This window comes from bacterium SCSIO 12741 (assembly GCA_024398055.1).
Taxonomy (GTDB): Bacteria; Bacteroidota; Bacteroidia; order Flavobacteriales_G; family Salibacteraceae; genus SCSIO-12741.
Window position 1 is genome coordinate 3971984 of record CP073749.1, and the last position, 23828, is coordinate 3995811.

The window sequence follows — 23828 nt, forward strand, 5'->3', positions numbered from 1 at the left end:
ACCATGCGTTATTCCAAAAGACGACGGGTTCAATATGCCGGCATTATCCTTTATTGGATATTGAGTATCAATCTATTTTCCTACATTTCCATAGGTTCCATCGGGAGTTTTATTTCCTTGGCGGATTTGTCCCTTGAGGATATGGATCCCGTCGCCGCCTATTGGGTTTCTCCTTTTCAATATGTGGAATCCACTCTTTTTGGGCTCTTGTTCAGCATCTTGTTCATCTGGGCCAATCGATGGTTGTTTCGACGCTGGAAGCTCGACCGATACGGATTTGGAATGAGTCTGTTGATCAGTTCGGGAGTCTATTTGGTGGGTTTTCTGATTATAGTGGCCTTGATCTACATGATTATCGGAAACCTCGGATATTACCAGAATTTCGATTTTTTCTCCTTGACCTTAAATCCAAGAATCTTAGGCTTGGTTTCGGTGGTCATGCTGGTTCTGGTTTTTCAAATCTTCATGCTCAATTTCGTACTCAAATCCATGGAGATCATGGGAGATTACAACCTCCTTCGATTTCTTACAGGTAAATACCGGGTTCCTCACCCTGAGTACAGAGCCTTTATGTTTTTGGATTTGCGCTCATCTACCCGGCATGCGGAACGGTTGGGAGCATTGCTGTACAGCGAGATGATCCGCGATTGTTTTCGGGATCTCAATTTTCTTCTCACCGAGTATGAGGCCGAAGTGTATCAATATGTGGGGGATGAAGTGGTACTCACCTGGCCAGCTAATATGGCTAAGGACGATCAGTACATGTTTGCTTTCTTTTTCGCTTTTCAGGACGTTCTTAAAAAGCGCTCGAAGCATTATCAACAGAAATACGGACAGGTTCCTGAATTTAAGGCGGGATGTAACACCGGTTTAATTACTGCTTCAGAAATCGGGGTGTATAAACGCGACATTGCCTTTCATGGAGATGTAATCAATACGGCCTCCCGGGTTCAGGGAATGTGCAATAGCCTTGGGGCAGATCTACTGACCACGGAAATATTGGTCAACGAAACCGGGCGATTTACATTTACTCCAATGGGAGAACATCATTTACGAGGAAAGGAGGAAGCTATAGCCTTGTACGCCGTTTCTCGGCCGACGGACTAATGGCGAATGAGCAATTCATTTTGGTAGATAGTTTGCCCGTTTTTCCGAACCCACAGGAAGTACAAACCATCCGGTATGGATTGGGTATCCAGTATCCATCGATCACCATCCCGAGTCCAATTTGGCGCAAATACCTTACCCAAAGTACTGATCAAACGAATTTCAGGATTTTCGAGATACTCCGTCATTCCAGCGCTCGATAGGTAGACCCGATTAGAAGCGGGATTGGGGTAGAGGACCGGAGTTTCATTTACTCCAATCTCAACAGCCACCATGGGATAGATTTTCGAACTACCATCTTCATCGAATTGCACCAGCCTATAGTAAGTCGTGCCTGGTAAAGGGTATGAATCAAAGGATTGGTAGGTATGACTTTCTGAGCTCGTTCCATGACCTTCGACTTGGGTAACGGATGTCCAGAATTTACCATCCTGACTTCGTTCTACCACAAAGAAATCATTGTTGATCTCCGATGCAGTGACCCAATTCAGCTCGACCAATTCAGCATGAATAACGTGGGCCGTAAATGCCGTTAGTTCTACTGGAAGAGGAGCATTGGTATAGTCCACTGAACCCAGGGTGAAATAAAAACCAGATGCCACGGTAAAATCGACATCAAAGTTAACGAGGTCCGTACTGTTGTCAAATGAAGTAGGGCTAATAAGCGTAGCACCAGTGCCAAAAATGCCATCTGCATCTACGAGGAGTCTTACGTCATTTAAATCGTTGGTTCCATTACCTGAAGGGCCTAAAATTCCGCTGGCATCCATCCGAATACGAACGGTTCCTACGGTACCGCTTTCCGAAGCCAACCATACTCGAGCCAATCTGGATTCAATGGTAGCCGGCAAATCAACGATCGCATCTGAAGCTAGGGCTTCGTTGTTGTTTCCCCAAATCAGGAAGGACTCATCTGCTGAAAAAGTATTGGCGTTGGAGGCATTATCACTGGCCACGGCACCCAGGGCCACGGTCACAATGGCATCTGAATTCTGAGAAATGGATTGTTTTTGATTAAGATTGGAGTTATCATCTCGGCCTATTCCTGCCACGTCATTGTGGAACTCCGAATTTGTAGTCGCATTCCAAATCGTGGTTGCCGATGAGCTTAGGTAGTCATGATTTTGGGTAAGGCCATATTTGATGCCAAAGTAGGATTCAATTTGTCTGAGTTCATTGGTCGTAGGGGTGGATGTAAATACTACAAATTCAGGCACCTGCCCGTCATGTGATCCTGAAGTATTGCTTCCACCCAGGTAAAAAGTGGAGGAATTACCGGTGCCCGTTTCGTTGTTGTTGTTGGAAGCAATCAGGGTTCCATCGCGGTAGATGGACTTTCTGGCACCAGATGGAGTGGAGCTACCGGTGGAGGTTCCCATGCTCCATACATGGTAATTGCCTGTAGAACTTCCCCAATTGGTATAAATGCGAGAAACGCCGCAACAGGTTCCAAAGTCGTAATAAATATGGCTATCTCCCCAAACGAGGTGTGATCCGTATCGATCACTGCCACCCATGTCTTCGTAAAACAAGGTGCGATTGGCCACATTATCCGTTTGATTGACCACATAGGTCCATAAGTCGGTGTAAGTGGAAGTTCCAATTAATCCGCCGGCCAATGAAAAAACATCGGATCCATCGAAATCGAGAGCTGGATTAAAATTGATGCTATTGGATTGAAGTGCAGGGCCGTTAGTAGCGGAAAGGTCGCGGCCATTGCCGCTCATGTCGCTCCAGGCAGTTACTGGGCTACTACCTGTTAATCCGACATCGGCTTTCCACCAGGCCAGAATTCCGGAAATAACACCTCCAGGTCCCGTACCTCCTAAATCGACACCGAGGGTGAAGAAATCACCGTCGGTAAAGCTTACTCCTGTAAAGGTGATAGTGTCTCCGCTAAGGCTTGCTCCTGTAGTATGCGCTGTGGCTCCTGAACTAAAATCGGTATCGGTGCCATCCAAAAGCAGGGCGTAATCGGAGGCATTTCCTGTATTGATAATTCCGGATCCTAACAGAAAGCGAACACTCACATTTCCTGGACTCCCGGTAAGGTCTGCTCGCCATACCCGGGTTACGCGGCGGGCAAAAGAGGGATGAGTCTGACTGGTGGTTAAGGCTGTGCTTCCATTATCGTTGCCCCAAAGAATAAAGTCTTCATCGTTGGAAAAAGCTCCTCCTTTGTCCATAATGATCAAAGCATCGCTATTGATGCTCATCGATTTACGCTGATCCAAGGCGCTGTTATCATCTCTACCAATTCCTGTGATGTCGTTGTCGTAGCCATCGTGACTTCCTCCGGAACCTGAAGCGTAAATAGTGGTATTGCTTGAGCTTACATAGGTTTGAGCGGTGGATTGATCCAGGGTAATCCCATATTTGACAGCCAGGTAGCTATGAATTTGATGTTGCTCGGTACTGGAAGGAACGCCATTGTAGATAATGCATTCGGCTACGTCTCCGTGGTGAAAAGAGGAAGAGGCACTGCTTGCTCCCAAAAAGAAGCTACTGTTGTTACCCGTTCCACCGTCATTGTTATCGTTGGTCAAAATGGAAAGTCCGTCGCGGTAAATGGCTTTGCGGGTTCCGGAAGGAGTGGAGGTTCCGGTGCTGGATGTTAAGGTCCAGAGATGGTAGACTCCCGTACTGGTGCCCCAGGCAGTATTGATACGAGAACTTCCACAGCAGGTGCCGTGATCGTAATACACGTTGGCGTTGCTCCAGGGTAAGTGGGAGCCAAACCGATCACCACCACTTAGGCCTTCGCGAAAAACAGAGCTGGATTTTACGGTGTTCGTTTTGTTTATGATGTATATAAACATGTGGTTGTAGGTGCTTGTACCGTACAGACCAGTAGCATCCTGAAGATATTCACTCGATCCATTGAAAGATACAGCGTCGTTGAAGTTGATATCGTCGGTCAACAGGTCAGGACCAGAGCCGGAACTCAGGTGATTTCCATTACCACTTTGATCATTCCAATTGGTGACGGGGGCGGATCCGGTAATTCCGGCATCAGCCTTCCACCAACCCAATAAGTTGCTACTCACATTGCCCGGTGCTTGGGCTATGGCTGTGGTTGTGATGGTTAAACTAAAAAGGCCCACAAGGCCAATAAATCTAATCATACTTGAATCGCTGTATAGCTTAGAGGCAAACTCAGTGTTATGCCGGCTGTAGGATGAATTCTACGGGAATGAATAGAAAATGATTCAATTCAGCCGAGTTAGAATGGGGGACAGAGCAGGCTGGAAGAAGGTTTGTAGAACTAAATGGAATGCGAATGCCTCCTGGTAAATAGTATGCGTGTAAGGGTTAAGTGGTTGGTGGCAAGTCAATTAATAAGGGGCCAATGTTTTTCGTGTCCAGGGAACAATTGTTCTAATGATTACTCTTTAACCCAGGGGAAATATTTTCCATTAATTACCAATCCATAGGTTCCCGGTTGAAGTGATGACACATCCAACTGCGATTCCAAGGTGCCCTCCATAAGGACTTGTCCGCTCAAACCAATTACTTGATAAGGCTGTCCCAATTGATCGGGTTGAACCCTTAAAGTGTTTCGTGTTGGGTTGGGAAAGATGGGGGAGTTGATGGTGCTCAATTCTTCCAAAAATAGGGCCGGTTCTACTTGTGGATACCAGGTTGCTTTGCGGTCTTCCCACCAGGAAACCACTACGTCGTTTTTTCCATCTCCGTTCAAATCTCCATATTGGATGCCATTCGCTCCCTGGCCGGATTGGTGAATCACGTGCTGGTGAAAGGCCATGGCATTTTGTTGTTCATACCAGGCAATTAATCCCTCATTGGCCGAGGCTGAAAGCAAATCCAAATCCCCGTCACCATCTACATCGGCAATGGTAAGTCCTCGGACATATTCTCCAGCATTTCCATGGAGCAGTTGCTTACTTCCAAAACTGCCGTTGCCGTCATTGATCAGCCAAACCAGTGATTTTTCCTGGGCGTCTGCAAATACGATGTCAGGGTCACCGTCGGCATCCAGATCTTCGGCATGTAATACGGTTATTTCTTTACCACTGTAGATTTCTGTTTTGTTGGCAAAAGTCAGGTTCCCATGATTTTCATAACTGTAAATGCGGTGGGTTCCGGAACGAATGGTCGTGGCAATCACATCGAGGTCATTATCTCCGTCGATATCGGCGGTGGCGATAAATCGCGGCTGATGGGGAAAGACGCTATCTATTCGATTTTCACTCGAAAACTGCCCTTGACCCTGATTGATGTACAAAGCAATTTTCCGGTCCAGAATGGAGGAGGCCATAACGTCCAAATCCATGTCCTGATCAATGTCGGTTAAGTAGACAAATTGAATAGAGCGTTGTCCTCTCGTTATCGTTTTCTTAGAGCCGAAGTTTCCCGAACCATCATTGGCAAACCAAACCAACTCATCGCTGATAGAACTACCCGTGAGCAAGTCCAGATCCTGATCTCCATCTATGTCGCCTACCGCCAGTGAATAGGGGCGGTTGATTCCCGAAAAGGCCGTTTGTGCAGAATCAAAATTTCCCTGGCCGTCATTTTTAAACCAAACTACTCGGGAGTTGGAAAAGGTATTTAGTGCAACAATGACGTCCAAATCACTATCTCCGTCCAAATCCGCAACCTGGATATTATTTCCATTGGGAGTGAGGTCACTGATCAGTTCTTCCGGTCCAAAACTCTGTGCCAGTGCGGCAAACGAAAAAGAAAACAGGGCGAGTAAAACAACAAGGCGTAGATACATGGCAATGATTTGGTAACAATGTAGACAAAATCATCCAATGCCTGGTTAAATCTCATTTTAGAATCCGTGGATTTTGCCAGATGGGCTATGGGTCTTAGGAGAATTCCCGACTTTTGTTAGACAACCCTCGTTACCATGGCCACAAAACCAATTCTCTATGTGCTCTTTATTGCCCTCTTCCTTGGGACGGTCCTAAAAGTTGGGGCTCAGCGAAAAAACTATGCGCCCATTTGGAGTTTTCATCAAGAGAGCGCTAATATTCACGGCCTTTCGGTAGGGTTATTCAGTTGGATGACCGATGAACGGAAGGTGAGGACCAATGGCGTTCGGGTTGAAATCATTGGAGGAGGGTTGTTTCTCCTGTTTATTCCAGATGTTCCCACCCTAAAATCCGATTCGGCCTATCAAGCTGAATTGGCCATGCCGCTTTCTGAGCGAATTAATGGTGTAAATATTTCCGGGCTGGGTTCCCTTTGCGATTGCCAGGTGAATGGAGTCACGCTGGGTTTAATAGGGCATTACAATCGAAGTGTACGTGGAGTTTCATTGGCCTTAGCAGTCAACATTCACCAGCAGGTAAGGGGAGTGCAGGCAGCTCTGTGGAATTATTCTTATCAAACCGATGGCCTTCAATTGGGCATGCTCAATTCGGCGGAGCGGGTTAATGGACTTCAGCTGGGCGCTTTTAACTTTACGGAAGATCTTAATGGGTTTCAGATTGGACTTTGGAACCGAAATGAGCGACGAAGTTTGCCTTTTATCAATTGGAGCTTTGGCAAAAATTAGGCATGATAATGGGAGATACTTTTAGTCCGAATTAATCGTTAAACAGCTAATTAGTTAAACCTGAAAGGTTTATTACCAAATAAATCAAACAATCCTAAAAGCCCTCCTTGATTCATGAAATTGAATGCCGTGTTGGTTGATGACGAAAAAAGTGCCCGAATCAACCTGAGAAACCTCCTGAATAATTACTGTCCTGAAGTACAAGTTTTAGGTGACTTTGAAAAGCCCCATGAAGCCATATCTTTTCTTCAGGATCATCCGGTTGATTGCCTTTTTTTGGATGTTCAAATGCCCAGTATCAGCGGCTTTGAGTTTTTAGATCGATTGGGAGATTCGTCTTTGCCCATCATTTTTGTAACCGGTCATTCGGAATATGCTATTCAAGCCTTAAGGGCCAATGCATTGGACTACCTGCTCAAGCCCATTAACATTGACGAATTGGAGCAAGCCGTGGAAAAAGTGGCTTCCAGCATTCAGGAAAAAAAATCGTCACAAATCAATCTACAGGAACTGGCCTCAGCATTTCTTGCAGGCGGTGCAAATTCTGCTAAATCTTGCCTTAAAATTCCCCAGGCTCATGGGTTTAAAATGGTGGAAACGGCTGACCTGATCCGAATCTCTGCGGATGGAGGATACAGCCGTTTGTTCTATCAAAATGGCGATACAGAGTTGGTTTCCAAAAACCTGGGCTACTTTGAATCCCTTCTGCCCAAATATAATTTCTACCGGGTTCATCATTCTCATTTGATCAACCTCGACTTCTTTCAAGAGTATACCCAAAAGGATGGCAGTCAGGCCATTTTGAAAGATGGTACACGAATTCTCATTTCACAGCGAAAGAACAAGGAATTCAAACGGAAGATTGGTGAGTACTTTGCTTAAGCACTTCCTTTTCGTTCTGTTCCTGGGGATTTCTTCGTGGGCGTCGGCGCAGTATACCCGAACGTTTTCTTTTATGCATTTCGATCAGGAGCAAGGACTGCAGGGAAGCAGTGTTTACGGTTTATCGCAGGATGATCACGGCTATATCTGGGTAGGAACAGACAAAGGTGTTTCCCGATTCGACGGTACGGTATTCGAATACTACCCGCTACAGCGTCCTCAAGGATATGATGCTGCAGAACGGATATTTAAATGGACCAATGACTGGCAAATGGTTGTGGGGAGTCACGATTCCTTGCTCTATTTGATTCAAAAAGATAAACCGCTCCGAGCGCTTTTACATCGGCATGGTGCTAAGCCGGTCACCTTTGTTCAATCTCCGGAAGATCAGTCTATTGCTTTCTACAATCGGGAGGTGATAACGGTGGTGGATACCCAGCTTAATCGGCGTGAGATCAACCTGAATAAACAAAAATTTCAATGGTTGTTTGCCTATCCCTTTAGCAGCGATTCACTTTTTGTGTCCAACAATAAGGAGACTTATTTAATCGGTCAGGACTCAATACTTCTTCCGGGAGTTAATTTCATAACCGCTCTTCTTCCTTTGGAGGATAGTACCCTTCTTTTTGGAAAGGATAAAATCTATGCGCTAAAGAATGGTAAGGTTCAAACGGTCAGGCACCTCGATGAGGTAAAAGAATACGTGCAATACGCCGTACGCGATCCAAATGGAAACATTTGGCTTTCGGGCTACAACGAAGGATTATATCTCCTTCAGGGAGACCGAATTACAGAGGTGTCTTCCAGTTTGGGTTTTTCAGGAGATCAGGTGACTTACCTGTTTATAGACCGATCAGGAAATTTGTGGATTTCAACCCAGTCTTCCGGCCTTTTTTGTTTGGTCAACAATCCCTTTACCAGCTACAGCACAGTGGATGGATTGAGTTCAGGACATATACTTTGTATGGAATGGACTCAAAGTGGCCTTTTGGTAGGAACGAGTAAGGGCATCAATCGAGTCAATAAAACGGGAATAGTAGGGCCTTGGAATTTAGCTCAGGAGTATGACCTAAATGCTTCAGAACGAGAGGCCCTCAGTGGATATGTCTCCGAGATTCAAGATCAGGGCGAGCGCATTTTTTACGCTACCCACGTGTTCAATTCCAATCCTCGCTGGGACAAGACTAAAGGGTTGGTTGATAATGTATTTAGTGCCTCAATTCATTACGGTGATACCGTGTTCTCCGGTCGTTGGGGCCTGCTGATTCTAAAAGATCGAAACAATCTTCGTCGAAATCTGAAGCGTATTCCAGGTAACCATGAAAGGTTTAGCAAGGAATACTTCATTCGTTGGTTGGATAGGGGCCAGCATCTTTTGCTCCTGGGCACTTCCAATGGGCTGTTTACGGTAAAATCGGATCTGGAGGAACTTCAGCGTCTACAAGTACCAGAGGAATATGCCTATGTCAAATTTTTTGATGCTTTGCGAAGACCCGGGGAGTGGTGGTTTGCCACTTCGGTGGGAGTTTTAGTTTGGGATGGAGGCGATACATGGAATCGGTATGGGACAGAACACGGTTTGCTTTCCAATACGGTCAGGTGCCTGATAGAGGATGATCAGCATCGTATGTGGGTAGGAACGGATCAGGGACTCAATTTGTATTACGATGATTTGATTACCGGATACACAGAAGGAAATGGCCTGATTTCAAAAGTGGTACAGGCCTTGGCTTATGATTCGGTCCAGCAACAACTCTGGGTGGGAACCAACAAAGGACTGACTCGGATAGATTTGGACCGAATAGAAGTTTCCAACCGGGTTTCCTTTCCGGTTCGTATCGATGCCCTCGAGCTCATGGGAGATACCACTCTTTTTGATGCTTCTGTACCAGAATTTACCTGGCAACAAAACAACCTAAGATTACACTATGGTTCTATCAACTATACCAATCCATCCGGAGTAAATTATGCCTACCGCTTAATGCCAGTGGATACTCAATGGCACCATACCCAGCAGAATGTGGCAGAATATGTGGGGCTTGGGCCGGGCCAATACCGATTTGAAGTGCGGAGTAAAGTTCCCGGAACCGTTTGGGGTGAAGTGGCTCATCGATCTTTTATTGTTCATGCTCCTTTTTGGAAAACGGCGAAGTTTTTGGTTACCATCCTATTGCTGCTGTTACTGTTGTTTGGCTTCATTTTATGGAGCGTTTTACGAGCCGAAAAAAGGAGGGCCCTAAAGCGGCAAAAATTCATTCAAAAAATCAACGAACTCGAGCAGCAGGCACTCAACCTGTCTATGAATCCCCATTTTATCTTCAACTCACTCAATACCATTCAACATTACTACAGCCACATTAAGAACAGGGAAGCCAATCGTTTTATGGCCGATTTTGCCCAATTGATAAGGCTCAATCTGGACTCTTCGCGAAAAGGGTCCATTTCGCTGAGCGAAGAGGTTAGAAGATTGGAAATCTACATGCGACTGGAACAGGCGAGGATGGATCGACCTTTTGAAAAAGAGATTCATGTTGCAGGTGATCTCAAAACTGTTAACCTTCAGTTACCTAACATGATTATTCAACCCTTGGTAGAAAATGCCATTTGGCATGGAGTGCAACCTTTGGATGGACCTGGAAAAATAGAAATCAGAATTTACCGTCAAACCAATATGTTGATCATTCAGGTTAAAGATAATGGAGTAGGGCTACAAGCTGCCCAATCCAAGTCCCGAAAGGGGCATCAATCTCATGGGTTGTCCATTACCCGCGAACGCTTGAAAATGGGATCTGAAAACAATTACTTGCTTCTTAGGGAAAGAACGGAAAACGGAGATCCAATAGGAGGGACCCTGGCTGAAATTGGGATTGAGCTTAATTTCTAAGATTCAGTTATACACTGTTCATCATCAGTGGTTCGCCCACTTTCATCACTTATTCATCGCTTGTTGGAGTAGCTGAGGTTTTGCCAGAATATTACGATGTAAAACGCTCTTTTTCAGTTTGGGAAAGGGCCATTGTTAAATTCCATAATTAATCTCTTAAACAATGAAACAGCTCAGTTTCCTTATTCTGGCCATTGGACTAAGTTTAGCGTCCTATGCCCAACCCATTCAGATTATGAATAGTGCAGCATGCACTGTTCAAGTTACTTTATTAACCTCACCACCGGGTGCCACTTGCTCGGGGTTTATTCCAAGCCACCAAACCTATGTCGTTCCTCCAGGTGGATCGGTGAGTGTACCTGATCCAGCTCCCAACTATTGGTTTTCGGCCCAGGTTATTTTTTCCAATGCGCCCGGATCTTTTTGTGGTCCAACGGTCACTGTTAGCAAGGGATGCACCGGCGGATGCAATTTAGGTTCGCCACCCACAGCCAGTGCTTCTGCAGCGGCTTGTGGTAGTTGCGGGCCCAATTTGAGTGTAGATTGGGCAACGTGTAACACCCTGTTTATTTTTTAGTTACACTCCATTTTACTTAACACTTAGGCCAGTGGTTTACTTCCCACTGGCCTTTTTTGTGGACTTACCTTTTGACCAATCGAAAATGGGTGCTTCTACCAGATTGTTCAGTCACCTGAAGGTGATACACCCCTTTGGGATAAGGGGCCAAATCAATCGGGAACTGACTGTCTTTTATAGAGTCTTCCCGAAGCAAAACTTGTCCTTTGCTGTTGTACAAAGTGAGGGAGTAACGGATCGATTCGTCCTTATGGCTCAGTAGCGTATGGCGTTCAGTTGGATTGGGGTATACCCTAAATTGATTTTGAACACCTGATCCGTTTTGAATTCCAACGGTTTCCATGGCAAAACATGCCGTATCCGAGCAGTTGTCTCGGCTTATAATTACCCCATAATATCCATTTTGGGTGGGTGTGAATGTTCGTTGTTGCTCACCCACCAGGTGCTTACCGGTATGACATTCGATCCATTGGTAGCTACTGGCCAGGGAATCTCGGGCGACAAGTACTCCGTTGATCTCAGTTACAACGGTGTCCAGCGTTTTTACTTCAAGTACGGTGATAATGGTGCTGTCGCATCCCATTTGGGTGCTGAGTAAGGCCGTGTCGGTAGTAGCCATTGTTCCAATATTGCCACCTGGGAATAGGTATTGATCACCAGGACATATAACGGCTGAATCCAAGCGCTCATAGTGTGGGTTTAACGTCAATTGGGTTTCTACTAAACTATCACATCCGGTATGAGAACTCAAATGGCTAATATGAGTGCCGGCCATGGATGAAGTATCACCATCTGGAAACATGTAGACCTGGCCCTTACATACAGAAGCGTTTTCCGTGATATGGAAGCCCGGACTAATGGTTAAATGAGTAATAATAGTGCTCTGGCAACCCGCTTGACTCACCATCACGCTTGTATCCACCGTGGCTATACTCGAGGTGTCTCCATCCGGAAAGGTGTAGAAGTTGCCTTGGCAAACGCTGGCCTGAACGCTGAATTTATTCTGATTAACCACCTGCAGTTGAGTGATAATCATACTATCGCAAGCGTAAGGTGAACTTACATAGCTCGTATCAATAGTTGCGATGGATGAAGTGTCCCCATCCGGGAAATAGTAGAGCTGTCCTACGCAAGTGCTGGCATTTTTATAAATGGGTTTAAAGCAAGGAGGTGAACTCACTACATGCGTTATAAATGTAGTATCACAAGCTCCGGGAAAAGAGAGGGTACATTCATGTTTTGTGGGAAGGTGAGTGGTGTCTCCATTTCGAAAAGTATAGACTTTGCCGGGGCACAACGCAATAATTTCCTCTTTAACCTGGGATTGCGCCGCTGCAACTGTGGTAAGAGTATGGCAGTTGCAATTGGGTACATTAGTAGGTTCCGAATAATTGCCGATTGTTTTACGGTAAGCTCCGGCCACCCAAACGCTGTCACCAGGGCAAATGAATACCGTGTCCGTAGGAATCAAAACGGTACAGAACTTATAACGGGCTACTACTAAATCAAAATAGCCAATACCATTGGAATGAGTCACCGTTTGCTGTGGATCAGGATCAAGGTCTAAACTTCGGGTGACGGAAAAATTGACGAATAGATTATTCGTATTTGGATCTCCCGCCAAATGCCAGATGGATTCATTTTGTGAACTTGCAAACGTCGTTTTTCCTAAGTATTCACCATTGGCACTGTGGGTTACGATGAATGCGTCTCTACCTCCCTGGGTGCGGGTTACTGCCGTATCGTATTCATCAAATTGGGCTTGTAGGTCAAAGTATCCGGCGGTTAAAAGATCACCTGATTTACCCATCATCATGGGGTAATGCGACCAGTTCGGCTGAAATTTCATGGCCCGGCTCCATTGGTAAATACCTTCGGCGCTCATTTTGGCCAGGTACAATCCCATGGTAGAAGCGGGGAGGTGAGGTTTTAGATCCACACCAGGGCCGGGATCAAAATCATTGTGGTTTTGGTAGCTCCCGTTGTAGTACAAGTTTCCCATCGAATCGGGGAGGATGGAGTAGACCACCCGCTCCATATCTCGAGCCCAGTGAAACTGGCGGCTGGTATCCCATTTGGCAATATAGAAAGTTTTGGTTCCCCGTCTTTCGCAGGGGCCGGGGTCTAGATCGGGGCTGGAAAAACAGGCACCCGTTAAGTACAAACCACCCTGTGGATCAATTTGAACATCGCGGATAAAAAGATTACCACCTCCCCAGTCACTTTCTACCCAAATGCGCTGGCCGTTGGGGTTCAATTTCATCAGGAAGGAATTTTGGGACCCATTACCCGGATTCAAGTCTACGCCTGGACCAGGGTCAAGATCGATCGTATCTTGAAACCCACCAGCTACATAAACGTCACCAGCTCCATCTAAGGTGATAGACAGGTAACCAGGTATCCGGCTGTTTTGAGGCAGTTGACGAGCCCAAACAAAGTTGCCACGGGAATCCAGTTTTAATATAAACTGAGCATGGGCTCTTTCACTGGTCATTAGAAAGGTTCCAGGGCCGGGGTCAAAATCCACAGGTATTTGCAAGCCAAAATAACCGGTGATGTACAAGTTTCCCTGATCGTCTACCGCAATATCGTCAGGAGTCGCTATTCCTGGATTGCCAAAACTCTTGGCCCAAATTAGATTTCCGGCCGAATCAGATTTTGTGACAAACCCCGCGATAAGGGTTCCCGATTGCATGGCATGGACCGTGGTATCCTGATTGATAAAGGCCAATTTATTGAAATAGCCTACCGTATAAAGGTGATTATCCTTGTACACCATTTCGGTAATGGACTTGTTGTCCGCTCCGGTAACGGATAGATGATCCTGATAATCAAAAAAAGTAAGGGTTTGGGCTGAAAGATGAGCTAAGGCAATTGAGAATAGAACCAATAGCAGGGCAGTCAGTTTTTTCATGGGTGTAGCATTTAAAGAAATAGGGTACATCTATTTTAAATAAAATGAGCCACTTAGCCCAAATTTTCAGGTAAACGGATTAGAATTTGGTCGTTTTGGATTAGAATTCTGATTCGAAAAAGTCTAATCAATTCCCGGAATGGGGGGAACAGCTTCTAGGAGGGAGTTGTATTTTAGTATCCGATATGAGCGAATCTCCGGAAGAAGAACTATCCTTAAATCGTCGGTTTATCAATATTACCAATGCAGCTTACTGGATTGGTTTAATTGCCCATTTTTCGGCGGTGTTCATGTTCTTTGTCCTGGACATCAAAGAACTGGCTTGGTTCAATTTGCTCTACAGCGTCCCAGCCTTTGCCAGTGCGCTTATTCTAAATAGGAGAGGGGCGATAAACCTGGCTTTTTTTCTGGCCTTCACGGAATTGTGGTTGCATCAGATCGTTACATCCTACTTTCTGGGTTGGGACTCAGGGGCTCACTATTGGTTAATCTACCTGGCTGGGCTTTGCTTTTTCAATCCCAAATGGAAGAGCATCTTCCAATTTGGAATGCTTGGGGTGGTGAGCCTAACCTACGCGATTTTATTTTTAACCACCCAAGAAGCTCAATATGTTATTGATTCAGAGCCAAGTAATGTTGTTTTAGTAATCAACTCGGTTTCGGTTATCGTAGTGATTTCGCTCTTGATCAACTATTACTCCAAATCGGCCAGCAGAGCTGAAATGCGATTATTGGAGGAGAAAGAAGTGACCAAACAAATGTCGGATAAGGTGGAGGCCTTGCTCAATCAACAGGTATCTCTGGAAATAGCCAAGGAGATGATTTTTAGCAACCAGGAACTGCCCACCAAAAGTTATGATGCAACAGTCATGTTTCTCGATATTCGAGATTTTACGGTCTTCGCCGATTCCAGAACACCCTCAGAAGTAGCTCATTTTCAAAACCTGGTATTCGGAGAACTGATTCGAATCGTGGAAGGGAACAATGGGGTGGTTCTTCAACTCTTGGGAGATGGATTGATGGCGGTTTTTGGAGCTCCCCGGGAAGACTCGGATCATGCTAAAAAGGCGGTGCGATCAGGCTATGACATATTGGACAAAGTGAAAGAGTTAGGGGAGAATGGAAAAATACCGAATATCCGCCTGGGAATAGGTTTGAATTCGGGAAATCTTGTGGCCGGAAATATTGGTAATGAGCAGCGCCGGTCTTATTCCTTAACCGGTAAAAACGTGATTATCGCAGCACGAATAGAGCCCTTGAACAAAAAAGTGGGCAGTCAATTTCTCATTTCCGAAAGTGTTTTTCTGGCGGCCAACGATAGGGTCCAGTCCCATGAAGATTTAGGTCTGATGCATCTGAAAGGAATTGAAAAGCCCGTTCGTGTGTTTAAGCTCGTTTAGGCATTGCCTATTACCTTTGATACAAATCGAATGATATGGCCTTGGTAGAATCCAATATGATGGAATTGGGAACCCCAGCTCCCATTTTTCAATTGCCCGACACCGTTTCCGGTAAGTTGCTTTCCCTGCAGGATTTGCGCTCAGAAAAAGCAACGGTGGTTATGTTCATCTGCAACCATTGTCCTTACGTGATTCACGTAAATGAAGCGTTAGTCAAAGTTGCTCGTAAATACCAGGAAAAGGGGATTCAGTTTATCGCTATTAGTAGCAACAACGTGGAAACGCATCCCCAGGATGGCCCCGAGTATATGACTCGAGTGGCTCAGCAGTTAGGTTATCCTTTTCCTTATCTCTACGATGAAACCCAGGATGTAGCTAAGGCCTATGGAGCTGAATGTACACCCGATTTCTTTGTTTTTGACCAGGATTTGAAATGCGCTTATCGAGGTCGTTTCGATGATTCGAGACCGGGAATGGGGCAGGCGAGTGGAACCGATCTCTGTACGGCCCTGGATGCTATTCTGGCGGAAGAACCTGTGGATACTGAACAATACCCAAGTATGGGGTGCAGTATTAAATGGAAGTAGCCTTAAATTCCAGTATTTCTAAAGGATTGTTGATACCCGTTTAAAAAAAGAAGTGGTGAATTGTTCATCGTCTTTGTTCTGCACCTATATTTGCTGTTTAGAACGAATCTAAATAATGAACAGCGTTATTTCTCCCATTCACGAGCCGCAGCCTTCAGTTAATGATTCTTGTATTTTGATGATTCTTGCCAAAAACAAGAAGATGAAAAACAAATGCTGTGGCAGTTTTAAAAAGAAGAAGGGAAAATTCTGTAAACGTTGTCCCAAGGCATTCGCCTGACAAATCCCAATCATTTCCGCACTTCATTAGGAATCCTTACTATATTTGAATTCCTAAAAATTTGGACTCCATGAAAGTGATTTCCACCAACATTGGCCAACGGAAAACCGTTATTTGGCAAGGACAAGAAGTAGAAACCGGAATTTTTAAGGATCCTGTAAATCATCCTTTGACTTTGGAAGCAACGGACGTAAAAGGCGATCACGTTATTGACCGTCGTTACCACGGCGGGGTAGATAAAGCCTGCTACCTCTACTCGGTGGATCACTACGCCTTTTGGAAAGAAAAGTACCCCGATCTCGATTGGAGTTATGGCATGTTTGGAGAAAACCTCAGTTTGAGTGATTGCGACGAACGCCAGGTTTTCATTGGTGATACCTACCAAGCAGGAAGTGCCGTGATTCAGGTTTCTCAACCCCGGCAACCTTGTTTTAAGTTGGGAGTTCGATTTGGAGATCAGGGCGTGTTAAAGGAATTTATCAATCAGTCGTATTCCGGTATTTATGTACGGGTGTTGAAACCGGGTGAAGTATCTACCGGCGATGAGCTTCAACTTATCGAACGTGCGGAAAACAGTGTTACCGTGGCAGATGTGTTTCGAATGCTCTATCACGGAGCCCAAGATTCTGAAACCTTAGAAAAGGTACTGGCGAATTCCTGGCTTTCGGCAACGAATAAAGAATACCTCAGTAAAAAGTACTCCCAATAGCTGGTACCTGACCAAAACGGCACTCCCTGTTCTCAAATTAATCCCGTTCTTTGCAGCATGATTGGAAGAAGCGCTGGATTAGTATTGATATTGCTTTGGTCTGTTTGGGGTCAGGCACAATCCCTTAAAGACCTTGATTGGGGTACAGATTCAACCTTAGAAGTAGCAAGCTGGAACATTGAGCGGTTTCCTAAACGCGGTAATGCGACCATCGATTCGGTGGGCAAGATCATCGCAGCTATGGACATTGATGTATGGGCTTTGCAAGAAATTGATGATACCAACGATCTAAAGCGTTCATTGCGTTCTTTACCCGATTACAAGGCCGTTTTTGGAAAAGTGTATTTCCGGGGATTGGCCTATGTGTACAATACCAAAACGGTGAAAAACGCCAAAGTTTCCCAGTTGTTTACCCAGAGTCAATACCGTAATCCATTGCCCCGAGCTCCTTTGGTTCTTGAGTTTGAGTACCAGGATTCTACCATTCGGGTGATTAACAACCATTACAAGTGTTGCGGAAATGGGTCGTGGGACAGAAACGATCCGGGGGATGAAGAGTCCAGACGCTATGCCGGACACCGTTTGATCATGGACTATGTTAACCTGAACTGGTTCAACGAGCGTGTGATGGTGGTTGGTGATTTGAATGATCTGATCACCGATCCTCAGGTGCATAACATCTTCCAACAGGAAATAGATGATACCAACTACTATTTTGTAGACATGCCCATTGCTCAGTCTTCATCGGCCAATTGGTCCTATCCATCCTGGCCATCGCACCTCGATCACATTTTGATTAACAAGCCCTTGCTGAGCACCTTTAGCAGTCCTAATCAACAGGTGAGTTGCGTCAAGGTAGACGATTACCTCAATGGTGGCTGGAACGATTACGACTACTACATTTCGGATCACCGTCCGGTAGCCTATCGGTTTGCTCTGGGTGTGGCCCAAGATCAGGATACCACCAAGCAGGATACTGCACTTGGAATCAACCTGGATAACTTAGCGAAAGAATCAGCATTTCGCATTTTCCCGAACCCAAGCACTTCGAATAGCCGGCTGGAGTGGCAAAAGGATGTGGAAGTATCCCGAATTGTAGTTAAAGAAATGTCTGGGAAAACCATTCAGGATATTTCGATAAACCCTCGAGCTGCTGACCGCTCCATTCCTTTACAATTACCTCGTGCTGGTTGGTATTGGGTTCAATGTTTTCATGAGGGGGAGGTACTCGATGTTCTCCCTGCCATTGTGCTCGAATGATTCCGAGGGGGAATGAATTCGCTTTCCAAACTTTTGGCTACCTAAATTCCATTTGATAGGATCAGGTAACTCTAAATCAGTGATTTGAGTTGATTGTATTCAGCGATCTGTCTGTACCTAAGCAGGCCTCGATATTGGTGCATTGAATATGACCAATATCAGAAATGAAAGGAACGGTCGACAGGATACGGTCAGTGATGCTTGCTTAGTTTTAACGAATTTCTATTTATAGAATTAAGCAAAAGCTATGGCATTCACTCACTCCTTCCATATCCCGGTTATGGGCATTGGATATACTATAGATACGCCCCTAAAAGTATCACCCTTCGGAATTGACTCAGTTATTTCCCTCGTAGATGATATCCTGATTGAGAAATTACGGAAAATGTACTGCCGGGATTTCAAATTACCGTACGAGGAAATTTCTTCCAGCATGGATGATTTTCGTGCTAAACGCATTACTGCCTACTTAAATATGATCCATCAATTGGTGGAAGAAAAATTTGAAAAGCTAAAGAAATCGTCCCTGGAGCCGGGTAGTGGACTTTGGACCTATTTGAATTTATTACCCGAAGATTCTGTCGTTAAGCAGGAATATAGGCGCCTTTCAAGTCGATCTTACAGCCTCAAGGATTTGGAAAATTGGCTACGCGATCACCTGACACCAGGCAGTATCGACGTCAACATCATGACCAAGGTGGACAAGGACAATTACGTGAAGAAGGAAAAACTGCCGGTAGAATACAATGATGCCCACGCCGCCTTACGGGGTTATGCTCAAAGCAATCTTTCATCTTCTTTGGTCTTGTCAGCAGGTATGAATCCTCGACTGTACAGCTATTTAGAAGGCTTCGCTGACTTTTACCCGGATAAAAATGGGCAGATTAAGAAGAAGATAATTCTCAAGGTAAGTGACTACCGATCGGCCTTGGTACAAGGCAAAATGCTGGCCAAACGGGGAATTTGGGTGTCCGAATACCGTATTGAGTCTGGATTGAATTGCGGTGGCCATGCCTTTGCTACCGAAGGTTATCTGCTAGGGCCCATTTTGGCTGAATTCAAGGAAAAAAGGAAGGAACTTAAATCGGAAATTGGAGACGTTTTGGTTCGGGCCTTACTGGATAAAAAACTGGAGATTCCTGCTCAGGAACTTTCCCTAAAAATAAGTGCCCAAGGGGGCGTAGGTACCGCAGAAGAACATCATTTTTTGTTGAATCATTACGAAGTTGATTCAGTAGGCTGGGGTTCGCCATTCCTGCTGGTACCTGAGGTAACCAACGTGGACTCAACCACTTTAAAACAACTGAAAAGGGCCAAAGAAGAAGATCTCTACCTAAGCCATATTTCCCCCTTGGGAGTACCCTTTAACAACCTCCGGGGAAATACCAAAGACCTGGAAAAAAAGAAACGTATTCTCAAGCATAAACCAGGTAGCTCCTGTCCGAAGCGTTACGTCGCCTTGAATCAGGAATTCACCGAACAAGGACTCTGCACAGCTTCTCGGCAATATCAATACCTGAAATTGAAGGAGTTGGATCAGCTCGAGTTGTCAGACGAGGAACGTTACAAAAGAGAGGAAAAGATCATGGAGAAATCCTGCATTTGTGTGGGGTTGGGAACATCAGCTCTTTTGGTAAATAACCTCGAAACCAAAACCGAAGGGGATGGAGTATCCATTTGTCCAGGACCTAATTTGGCCTATTTCTCCAAAACTTTGGGAATGAAAGAAATGGTGGACCACATTTGTGGACGAGCGAATATCATGGAGAGGAAAGACCGCCCTAACATGATGATTAAAGAGCTTTCTATGTACATAGAATACCTCAAGGATAAAATAGAGGAGACCCTTCCTTCTTCATCGAGGAAACAGCAAAACTACCTTGTGAAGTTTGCCGGCAATCTCTTGGGAGGAGTGGACTATTACATCGACCTGTTCAAAGGTTGCCTGGATCACTTTGAAGAAGCTAAGGTTAAGGTATTAAGTCAGTTGGAAGAGCAAAGAGAGCGAGTTGTTTATCTGTCTCAGAACATCAATCAACTTACCGATTCTGAAAAACCTGTAGCTAAAGGTTGATTCAATTGTTTGCGAATCGCCCTTTCAACTTGGTCCACAATTTCTTCCGGGCTTTTGGCATTTCTATCGATTGGAGGCAGAGCAGTAAAAGTTAGTCTTTTGCCAATACCCAAGGGAAATCCGGAACCTTGAAGGGCATAGGTTCCTTCAATGACAAAGGGTATGACCAGTGCAGAAGGGGCTGTTCGGAGTAGGGTAGTTAACCCACCCGATTTAAAGGGCTTGAGTTGACCATCTTTACTTCTCGTGCCTTCCGGATAAATGCATACCGAATAGTTGTTTTGCTCAACATGCCTGCCCAGTTTGATGATTTCTTTAATGGCCTGAGAACGGTTTTTCCGATCGATCAGCGCCGAGCCTCCCTTGCGGAGATTGTACGATATACTTGGAATTCCTTTGCCCAGCTCTTTCTTGGAAATGAACTTGGGAAAATGCTTTCGAAAACCCCATACAACTGGGGGAATGTCATATTGACTCTGGTGGTTGGAAACAATGATCAAGGGTTTTCCGACCGGGATATCGTTTAAACCATTGAAGGTTACCCGAGAACCCAAAATTGCCCAGCTTTTGATTAAACAATAATTCAGCAGATCCACAGCTCGTTTTTGGCCTTGGTATCCTCTTATCTTCCAACTCAACACCTGAATCGGATGAAATACTAACAGTAAACCAAAGAATACGAGGTAGTAAAAGGAAGAAAGGGTATAAGCCAACCATTTCATAGGCTACAAAGTAGGGATAATCTAAAATTTAAAAATGGCCTTGGATTAGGCGAACTTTGAGGAGGTAAAAGTATTCCGATCCCTGGAGAATAAATATGATTCAAATCATGGCCTACCCATCATTGTATTGGATACACATCAGATGGTTTGTTGAATCATGCCATTACCAAATCAATGCTTAAAGTGCAGGAACTGTAGCCACTTTAAGTGTGGGTAGCAGTTCCATGAACGAGCGGCTCCTATTGGGCTCGCATTATTGGGACGCATTTTCCTTGATCAGAGCCCGTTCAGCTCTTTTGTTGGCAATGTTTACTTTGGTTTTATACCAGGCTTCTCCCGATACCTTTCGGAATAGATCATCGAGATGGGTGAGTAATCCAACGTAATACAATCCTTCCATTTTTTGCTTGACGGTTCCTAAGGAACGCATAGCCATACCAATGGAAGGCTCCAGGTAATGAATATCGTGCCACCAACCAGAAGGCATGAAAATGGTGTCTCTGGGTCCCAGTGTCGTGGAATATCCTTTTACTTTTTCCAGACCAGGAAAGCGTTCATAATCAGGGTTTAATATGTCTACAGAACTGTGTACTCCAAAAGGCAGGCGATAGAGCAGGTCGGAATATTGGGGATCAAAAACAATAACTTTTTTTCGCCCTTGAAGTTCGGTGAGAAATACGTTGCTCATATCCATGTCCTGATGAATGCGGGTATGGGCACCCGTTCCACCAAAGAATACCAGAGGAAGGCTTCTAACCACACCTGGAGTGATTTTCGGAAACCGAAAGTCTTTTTTCAAAGCAGGCATGTGCTTGAATATGTTGAACAAAAACAACCGCTTGCTGGTAGGTCCGGCTTCCAACAACTCCAGGTAATCACCAAATCGCATGAAGTCTGAAGTTTTCTTGTAGGAGCGATCGTCTTTTCGAGTCGATTCTTCTGAGTCGTATACTCCCACTTGTATGTCACCCAATACTTCCTTAAAATAGGGGATCGTCCATTGGGTATAGAATACCGCATCTTCTCCATAGAAGTTAGGAATCACACAGGGGCGCTGCGGACGCATGTAGTCGCGTTGAAATTCTTCTCGTGAAATGCCTTCAACGCGGTCAATAGGATTATTGATATCGAGGGCCATCGAAAATAGTTTAGCACAAAGCTATAGAGGAGGCTACTGTAAAAGACTGACTGGAATCATGCCGCTGGAAGATGTTGCTCAATGTTTGAAAGGGGAAGATTAATGAGTATGGAGTGGAGTGAAACGTCCAACTATTCTATAGAGAAGATCAAAGGGGGGCAATTAAATGGACTCATAATTAAGGATTTATACCCGTTCTAACCCGTATAAATACTCGGTTGTTGGGGTTAAGGATCCTCTAATTTTGAGGAACAAAATCCTTAAATAACGCTATGCTCATCAACGATAAAATCAAAAAGGGGAGTTTTCCTGCTCCAACACCTAAACAAATTCCTTTTAAACCTTTCATTCCGACTGATGATCTCCAGGAGACTTCTGCCGATAACCAAGGGCCATCTAAGCATAAGGGCAGCCTTTTGTTTCCAGAAAATAAGGGTGAGTGGCAAACCAATACCGATCCGCAAACCTCGATCAATCACAGCCCTGAAACCTTTCATATATTCATGAACAATAAGCTTGGCCATGCTCAGTTTGGTGGTTATCTCCCAAGAACGGTTGTGGAACCAAGCGTGGCAATGGCTAAAGAATGGGGAATGCTTTCAGCCAACTCTTATTCCACTGGAATTGGTGCTCAATCTTTGAATGGCGGAAAAACTTGGGAGCCCCTAAACATAAAACAAATATTTCCGGAAACCTGGTGCGACCAGCATGTACTGTACGTTCCCTCAATCGAATGCATGATTTGGGTGAACTTAAATACTGGTAAAGTGTCCGGTCAGTCCGTAGAAATAGCCGTGTTCAATGAACCCTATCAAGAGGGAAGTTCCGTCTATCGATACGATATTCGGGCTCAGGATATTTATACTCAGTCAGGCGATGAATATGCTTTCGATTATCCCCAGTTGGCCTGCAGTAGCGACCATCTGTATATTACACTTTGTGTTAATAAAAACTGGGTGGACCAGGATTCCATTGCTATTCGCTTGCCCTTGGAAAAACTCAAGACTCATGAGCCTCTGGGCCATTTGGATTATATTAAACTGCAACCTGGAATCTATGTGAGTCCTTCCTATGGCTTGGATAGGCAATACTTTGTTCAAATTGGAGGAATAGATCAAAGTGGCGATGTTTATTGTTGGTATGAGTCGGGTGCATTGGAGCATTTCCCGCTTTATTTTGGAAATGTTGGATTTGGAAACTTTTCAGCCCAGTGTCCTTCGGGCAGCCCCACCGAATGGCTGGCTCGATTAGGAACAAACCCCGTTCAGGCTGCCTGGATGGAAGGGGATATTTTATGTTTTGCGTTTTGTTCGGAAGTCAATCTGAAATTGAATCGTCCTTATCCTTATGTCGTTATCATTCGAGTAGATACCGTAGCGAAAAAGGTTATTGGCCAATATGATATTTGGAATTCAGAATATGCTTATGTCTGGCCGAGTATCACTGTGAATGATAATGGAACGTTAGGTATATCCGTGCAATATGGTGGTGGTGAATACTATCCCAGTCCAGCGGTAGGCGTAGGCTTTTTTTCTGGGGAACGTTATGAATGGGAGCTCACTTCGATTTCAGAGGGTCGCACGGTAGGCGGGCAATACGGAGACTTTTTATGTTGTCAGCCTAAATTTACGGACAAGGTTCAATTCGTTGCTTCGAATTTCGCCTGGCAAGATACCGGCAGTAAAAACGAAAATGGTCATGATCCTGAGGTTAGAGTGAATTTCGTAAGCTTTGAAATGATTTGACACAGCCATCGGGGTACAAAAG

The 23828-nt window shown here is 44.9% G+C and carries 16 protein-coding genes; 11 read left to right on the forward strand and 5 right to left on the reverse strand.

Annotated features, from left to right (window positions below):
• Positions 1-3: 3 nt before the first annotated feature.
• Positions 4-1107 carry an adenylate/guanylate cyclase domain-containing protein gene (locus KFE98_17025; GenBank protein ID UTW61695.1) on the forward strand — a complete coding sequence of 368 codons (1104 nt, stop codon included), beginning with the start codon at positions 4-6 and terminating at the stop codon, positions 1105-1107.
• On the opposite strand, the gene KFE98_17030 is transcribed toward KFE98_17025, so the two are convergent.
• Positions 1104-4232: a T9SS type A sorting domain-containing protein gene (locus tag KFE98_17030; GenBank protein UTW61696.1), complete on the reverse strand. Its 3129-nt coding sequence runs from the start codon at positions 4230-4232 to the stop codon at positions 1104-1106. The two genes, KFE98_17025 and KFE98_17030, sit on opposite strands and share 4 nt — an antisense overlap.
• Positions 4233-4492: 260 nt before the next feature.
• Positions 4493-5848, reverse strand: a complete 1356-nt coding sequence (locus KFE98_17035) for a T9SS type A sorting domain-containing protein (protein ID UTW61697.1) — start codon at positions 5846-5848, stop codon at positions 4493-4495.
• A 135-nt stretch (positions 5849-5983) separates the two neighbouring features.
• Here KFE98_17035 and KFE98_17040 point away from each other — a divergent pair, with 135 nt between their 5' ends.
• From KFE98_17040 to KFE98_17055, 4 genes are all read left to right on the forward strand, one after another.
• A complete protein-coding gene (locus KFE98_17040; GenBank protein UTW61698.1) occupies positions 5984-6634 on the forward strand; it encodes a hypothetical protein in 651 nt (216 codons plus the stop codon).
• 114 nt (positions 6635-6748) lie between these two features.
• Entirely contained in the window at positions 6749-7516 is a 768-nt protein-coding gene (locus KFE98_17045; protein ID UTW61699.1) for a response regulator transcription factor, read from the forward strand.
• Complete coding sequence (locus KFE98_17050; protein UTW61700.1) at positions 7500-10400, forward strand: histidine kinase; 2901 nt, start codon at positions 7500-7502, stop codon at positions 10398-10400. The genes KFE98_17045 and KFE98_17050 overlap by 17 nt, the downstream gene beginning before the upstream one ends.
• 163 nt (positions 10401-10563) lie before the next feature.
• Positions 10564-10977 carry a hypothetical protein gene (locus tag KFE98_17055; protein ID UTW61701.1) on the forward strand — a complete coding sequence of 138 codons (414 nt, stop codon included), beginning with the start codon at positions 10564-10566 and terminating at the stop codon, positions 10975-10977.
• Between the two features lie 64 nt (positions 10978-11041).
• On the opposite strand, the gene KFE98_17060 is transcribed toward KFE98_17055, so the two are convergent.
• Positions 11042-13891, reverse strand: coding sequence for a T9SS type A sorting domain-containing protein (locus KFE98_17060; GenBank protein UTW61702.1), 2850 nt, complete (start codon positions 13889-13891; stop codon positions 11042-11044).
• Between the two features lie 185 nt (positions 13892-14076).
• On the opposite strand from KFE98_17060, the gene KFE98_17065 reads away from it, so the two are divergent.
• The 5 genes from KFE98_17065 (at position 14077) to KFE98_17085 (ending at position 20201) form a co-directional block, all read left to right on the forward strand.
• On the forward strand, positions 14077-15291 hold the full coding sequence (locus KFE98_17065; protein UTW61703.1) for an adenylate/guanylate cyclase domain-containing protein: 1215 nt from the start codon (positions 14077-14079) through the stop codon (positions 15289-15291).
• A 35-nt stretch (positions 15292-15326) separates the two neighbouring features.
• A complete protein-coding gene (locus tag KFE98_17070; protein UTW61704.1) occupies positions 15327-15878 on the forward strand; it encodes a thioredoxin family protein in 552 nt (183 codons plus the stop codon).
• Positions 15879-16228: 350 nt separating this feature from the next.
• Positions 16229-16867, forward strand: a complete 639-nt coding sequence (locus KFE98_17075) for an MOSC domain-containing protein (GenBank protein UTW61705.1) — start codon at positions 16229-16231, stop codon at positions 16865-16867.
• 57 nt (positions 16868-16924) lie between these two features.
• A complete protein-coding gene (locus tag KFE98_17080) occupies positions 16925-18127 on the forward strand; it encodes an endonuclease/exonuclease/phosphatase family protein (protein ID UTW61706.1) in 1203 nt (400 codons plus the stop codon).
• 247 nt (positions 18128-18374) lie between these two features.
• Positions 18375-20201 (forward strand): hypothetical protein, encoded by a 1827-nt coding sequence (locus tag KFE98_17085; GenBank protein UTW61707.1) that lies wholly within the window; start codon positions 18375-18377, stop codon positions 20199-20201.
• Here KFE98_17085 and KFE98_17090 read toward each other — a convergent pair.
• Both KFE98_17090 and KFE98_17095 read right to left on the reverse strand, forming a co-directional pair.
• A complete protein-coding gene (locus tag KFE98_17090) occupies positions 20162-20923 on the reverse strand; it encodes a 1-acyl-sn-glycerol-3-phosphate acyltransferase (protein ID UTW61708.1) in 762 nt (253 codons plus the stop codon). The genes KFE98_17085 and KFE98_17090 overlap by 40 nt on opposite strands.
• Before the next feature lie 253 nt (positions 20924-21176).
• Complete coding sequence (locus KFE98_17095; protein ID UTW61709.1) at positions 21177-22061, reverse strand: cupin-like domain-containing protein; 885 nt, start codon at positions 22059-22061, stop codon at positions 21177-21179.
• A 272-nt stretch (positions 22062-22333) separates the two neighbouring features.
• Here KFE98_17095 and KFE98_17100 point away from each other — a divergent pair, with 272 nt between their 5' ends.
• Positions 22334-23806, forward strand: a complete 1473-nt coding sequence (locus tag KFE98_17100; protein ID UTW61710.1) for a hypothetical protein — start codon at positions 22334-22336, stop codon at positions 23804-23806.
• The last annotated feature ends 22 nt before the right edge of the window (positions 23807-23828 follow it).

Coding starts and splice junctions, on each gene's coding strand:
- KFE98_17025 (UTW61695.1), top strand. CDS start 4: ATGCGTTATTCCAAAAGACGACGGGTTCAATATGCCGGCATTATCCTT.
- KFE98_17030 (UTW61696.1), bottom strand. CDS start 4,232: ATGATTAGATTTATTGGCCTTGTGGGCCTTTTTAGTTTAACCATCACA.
- KFE98_17035 (UTW61697.1), bottom strand. CDS start 5,848: ATGTATCTACGCCTTGTTGTTTTACTCGCCCTGTTTTCTTTTTCGTTT.
- KFE98_17040 (UTW61698.1), top strand. CDS start 5,984: ATGGCCACAAAACCAATTCTCTATGTGCTCTTTATTGCCCTCTTCCTT.
- KFE98_17045 (UTW61699.1), top strand. CDS start 6,749: ATGAAATTGAATGCCGTGTTGGTTGATGACGAAAAAAGTGCCCGAATC.
- KFE98_17055 (UTW61701.1), top strand. CDS start 10,564: ATGAAACAGCTCAGTTTCCTTATTCTGGCCATTGGACTAAGTTTAGCG.
- KFE98_17060 (UTW61702.1), bottom strand. CDS start 13,891: ATGAAAAAACTGACTGCCCTGCTATTGGTTCTATTCTCAATTGCCTTA.
- KFE98_17065 (UTW61703.1), top strand. CDS start 14,077: ATGAGCGAATCTCCGGAAGAAGAACTATCCTTAAATCGTCGGTTTATC.
- KFE98_17070 (UTW61704.1), top strand. CDS start 15,327: ATGGCCTTGGTAGAATCCAATATGATGGAATTGGGAACCCCAGCTCCC.
- KFE98_17075 (UTW61705.1), top strand. CDS start 16,229: ATGAAAGTGATTTCCACCAACATTGGCCAACGGAAAACCGTTATTTGG.
- KFE98_17080 (UTW61706.1), top strand. CDS start 16,925: ATGATTGGAAGAAGCGCTGGATTAGTATTGATATTGCTTTGGTCTGTT.
- KFE98_17085 (UTW61707.1), top strand. CDS start 18,375: ATGGCATTCACTCACTCCTTCCATATCCCGGTTATGGGCATTGGATAT.
- KFE98_17090 (UTW61708.1), bottom strand. CDS start 20,923: ATGAAATGGTTGGCTTATACCCTTTCTTCCTTTTACTACCTCGTATTC.
- KFE98_17095 (UTW61709.1), bottom strand. CDS start 22,061: ATGGCCCTCGATATCAATAATCCTATTGACCGCGTTGAAGGCATTTCA.
- KFE98_17100 (UTW61710.1), top strand. CDS start 22,334: ATGCTCATCAACGATAAAATCAAAAAGGGGAGTTTTCCTGCTCCAACA.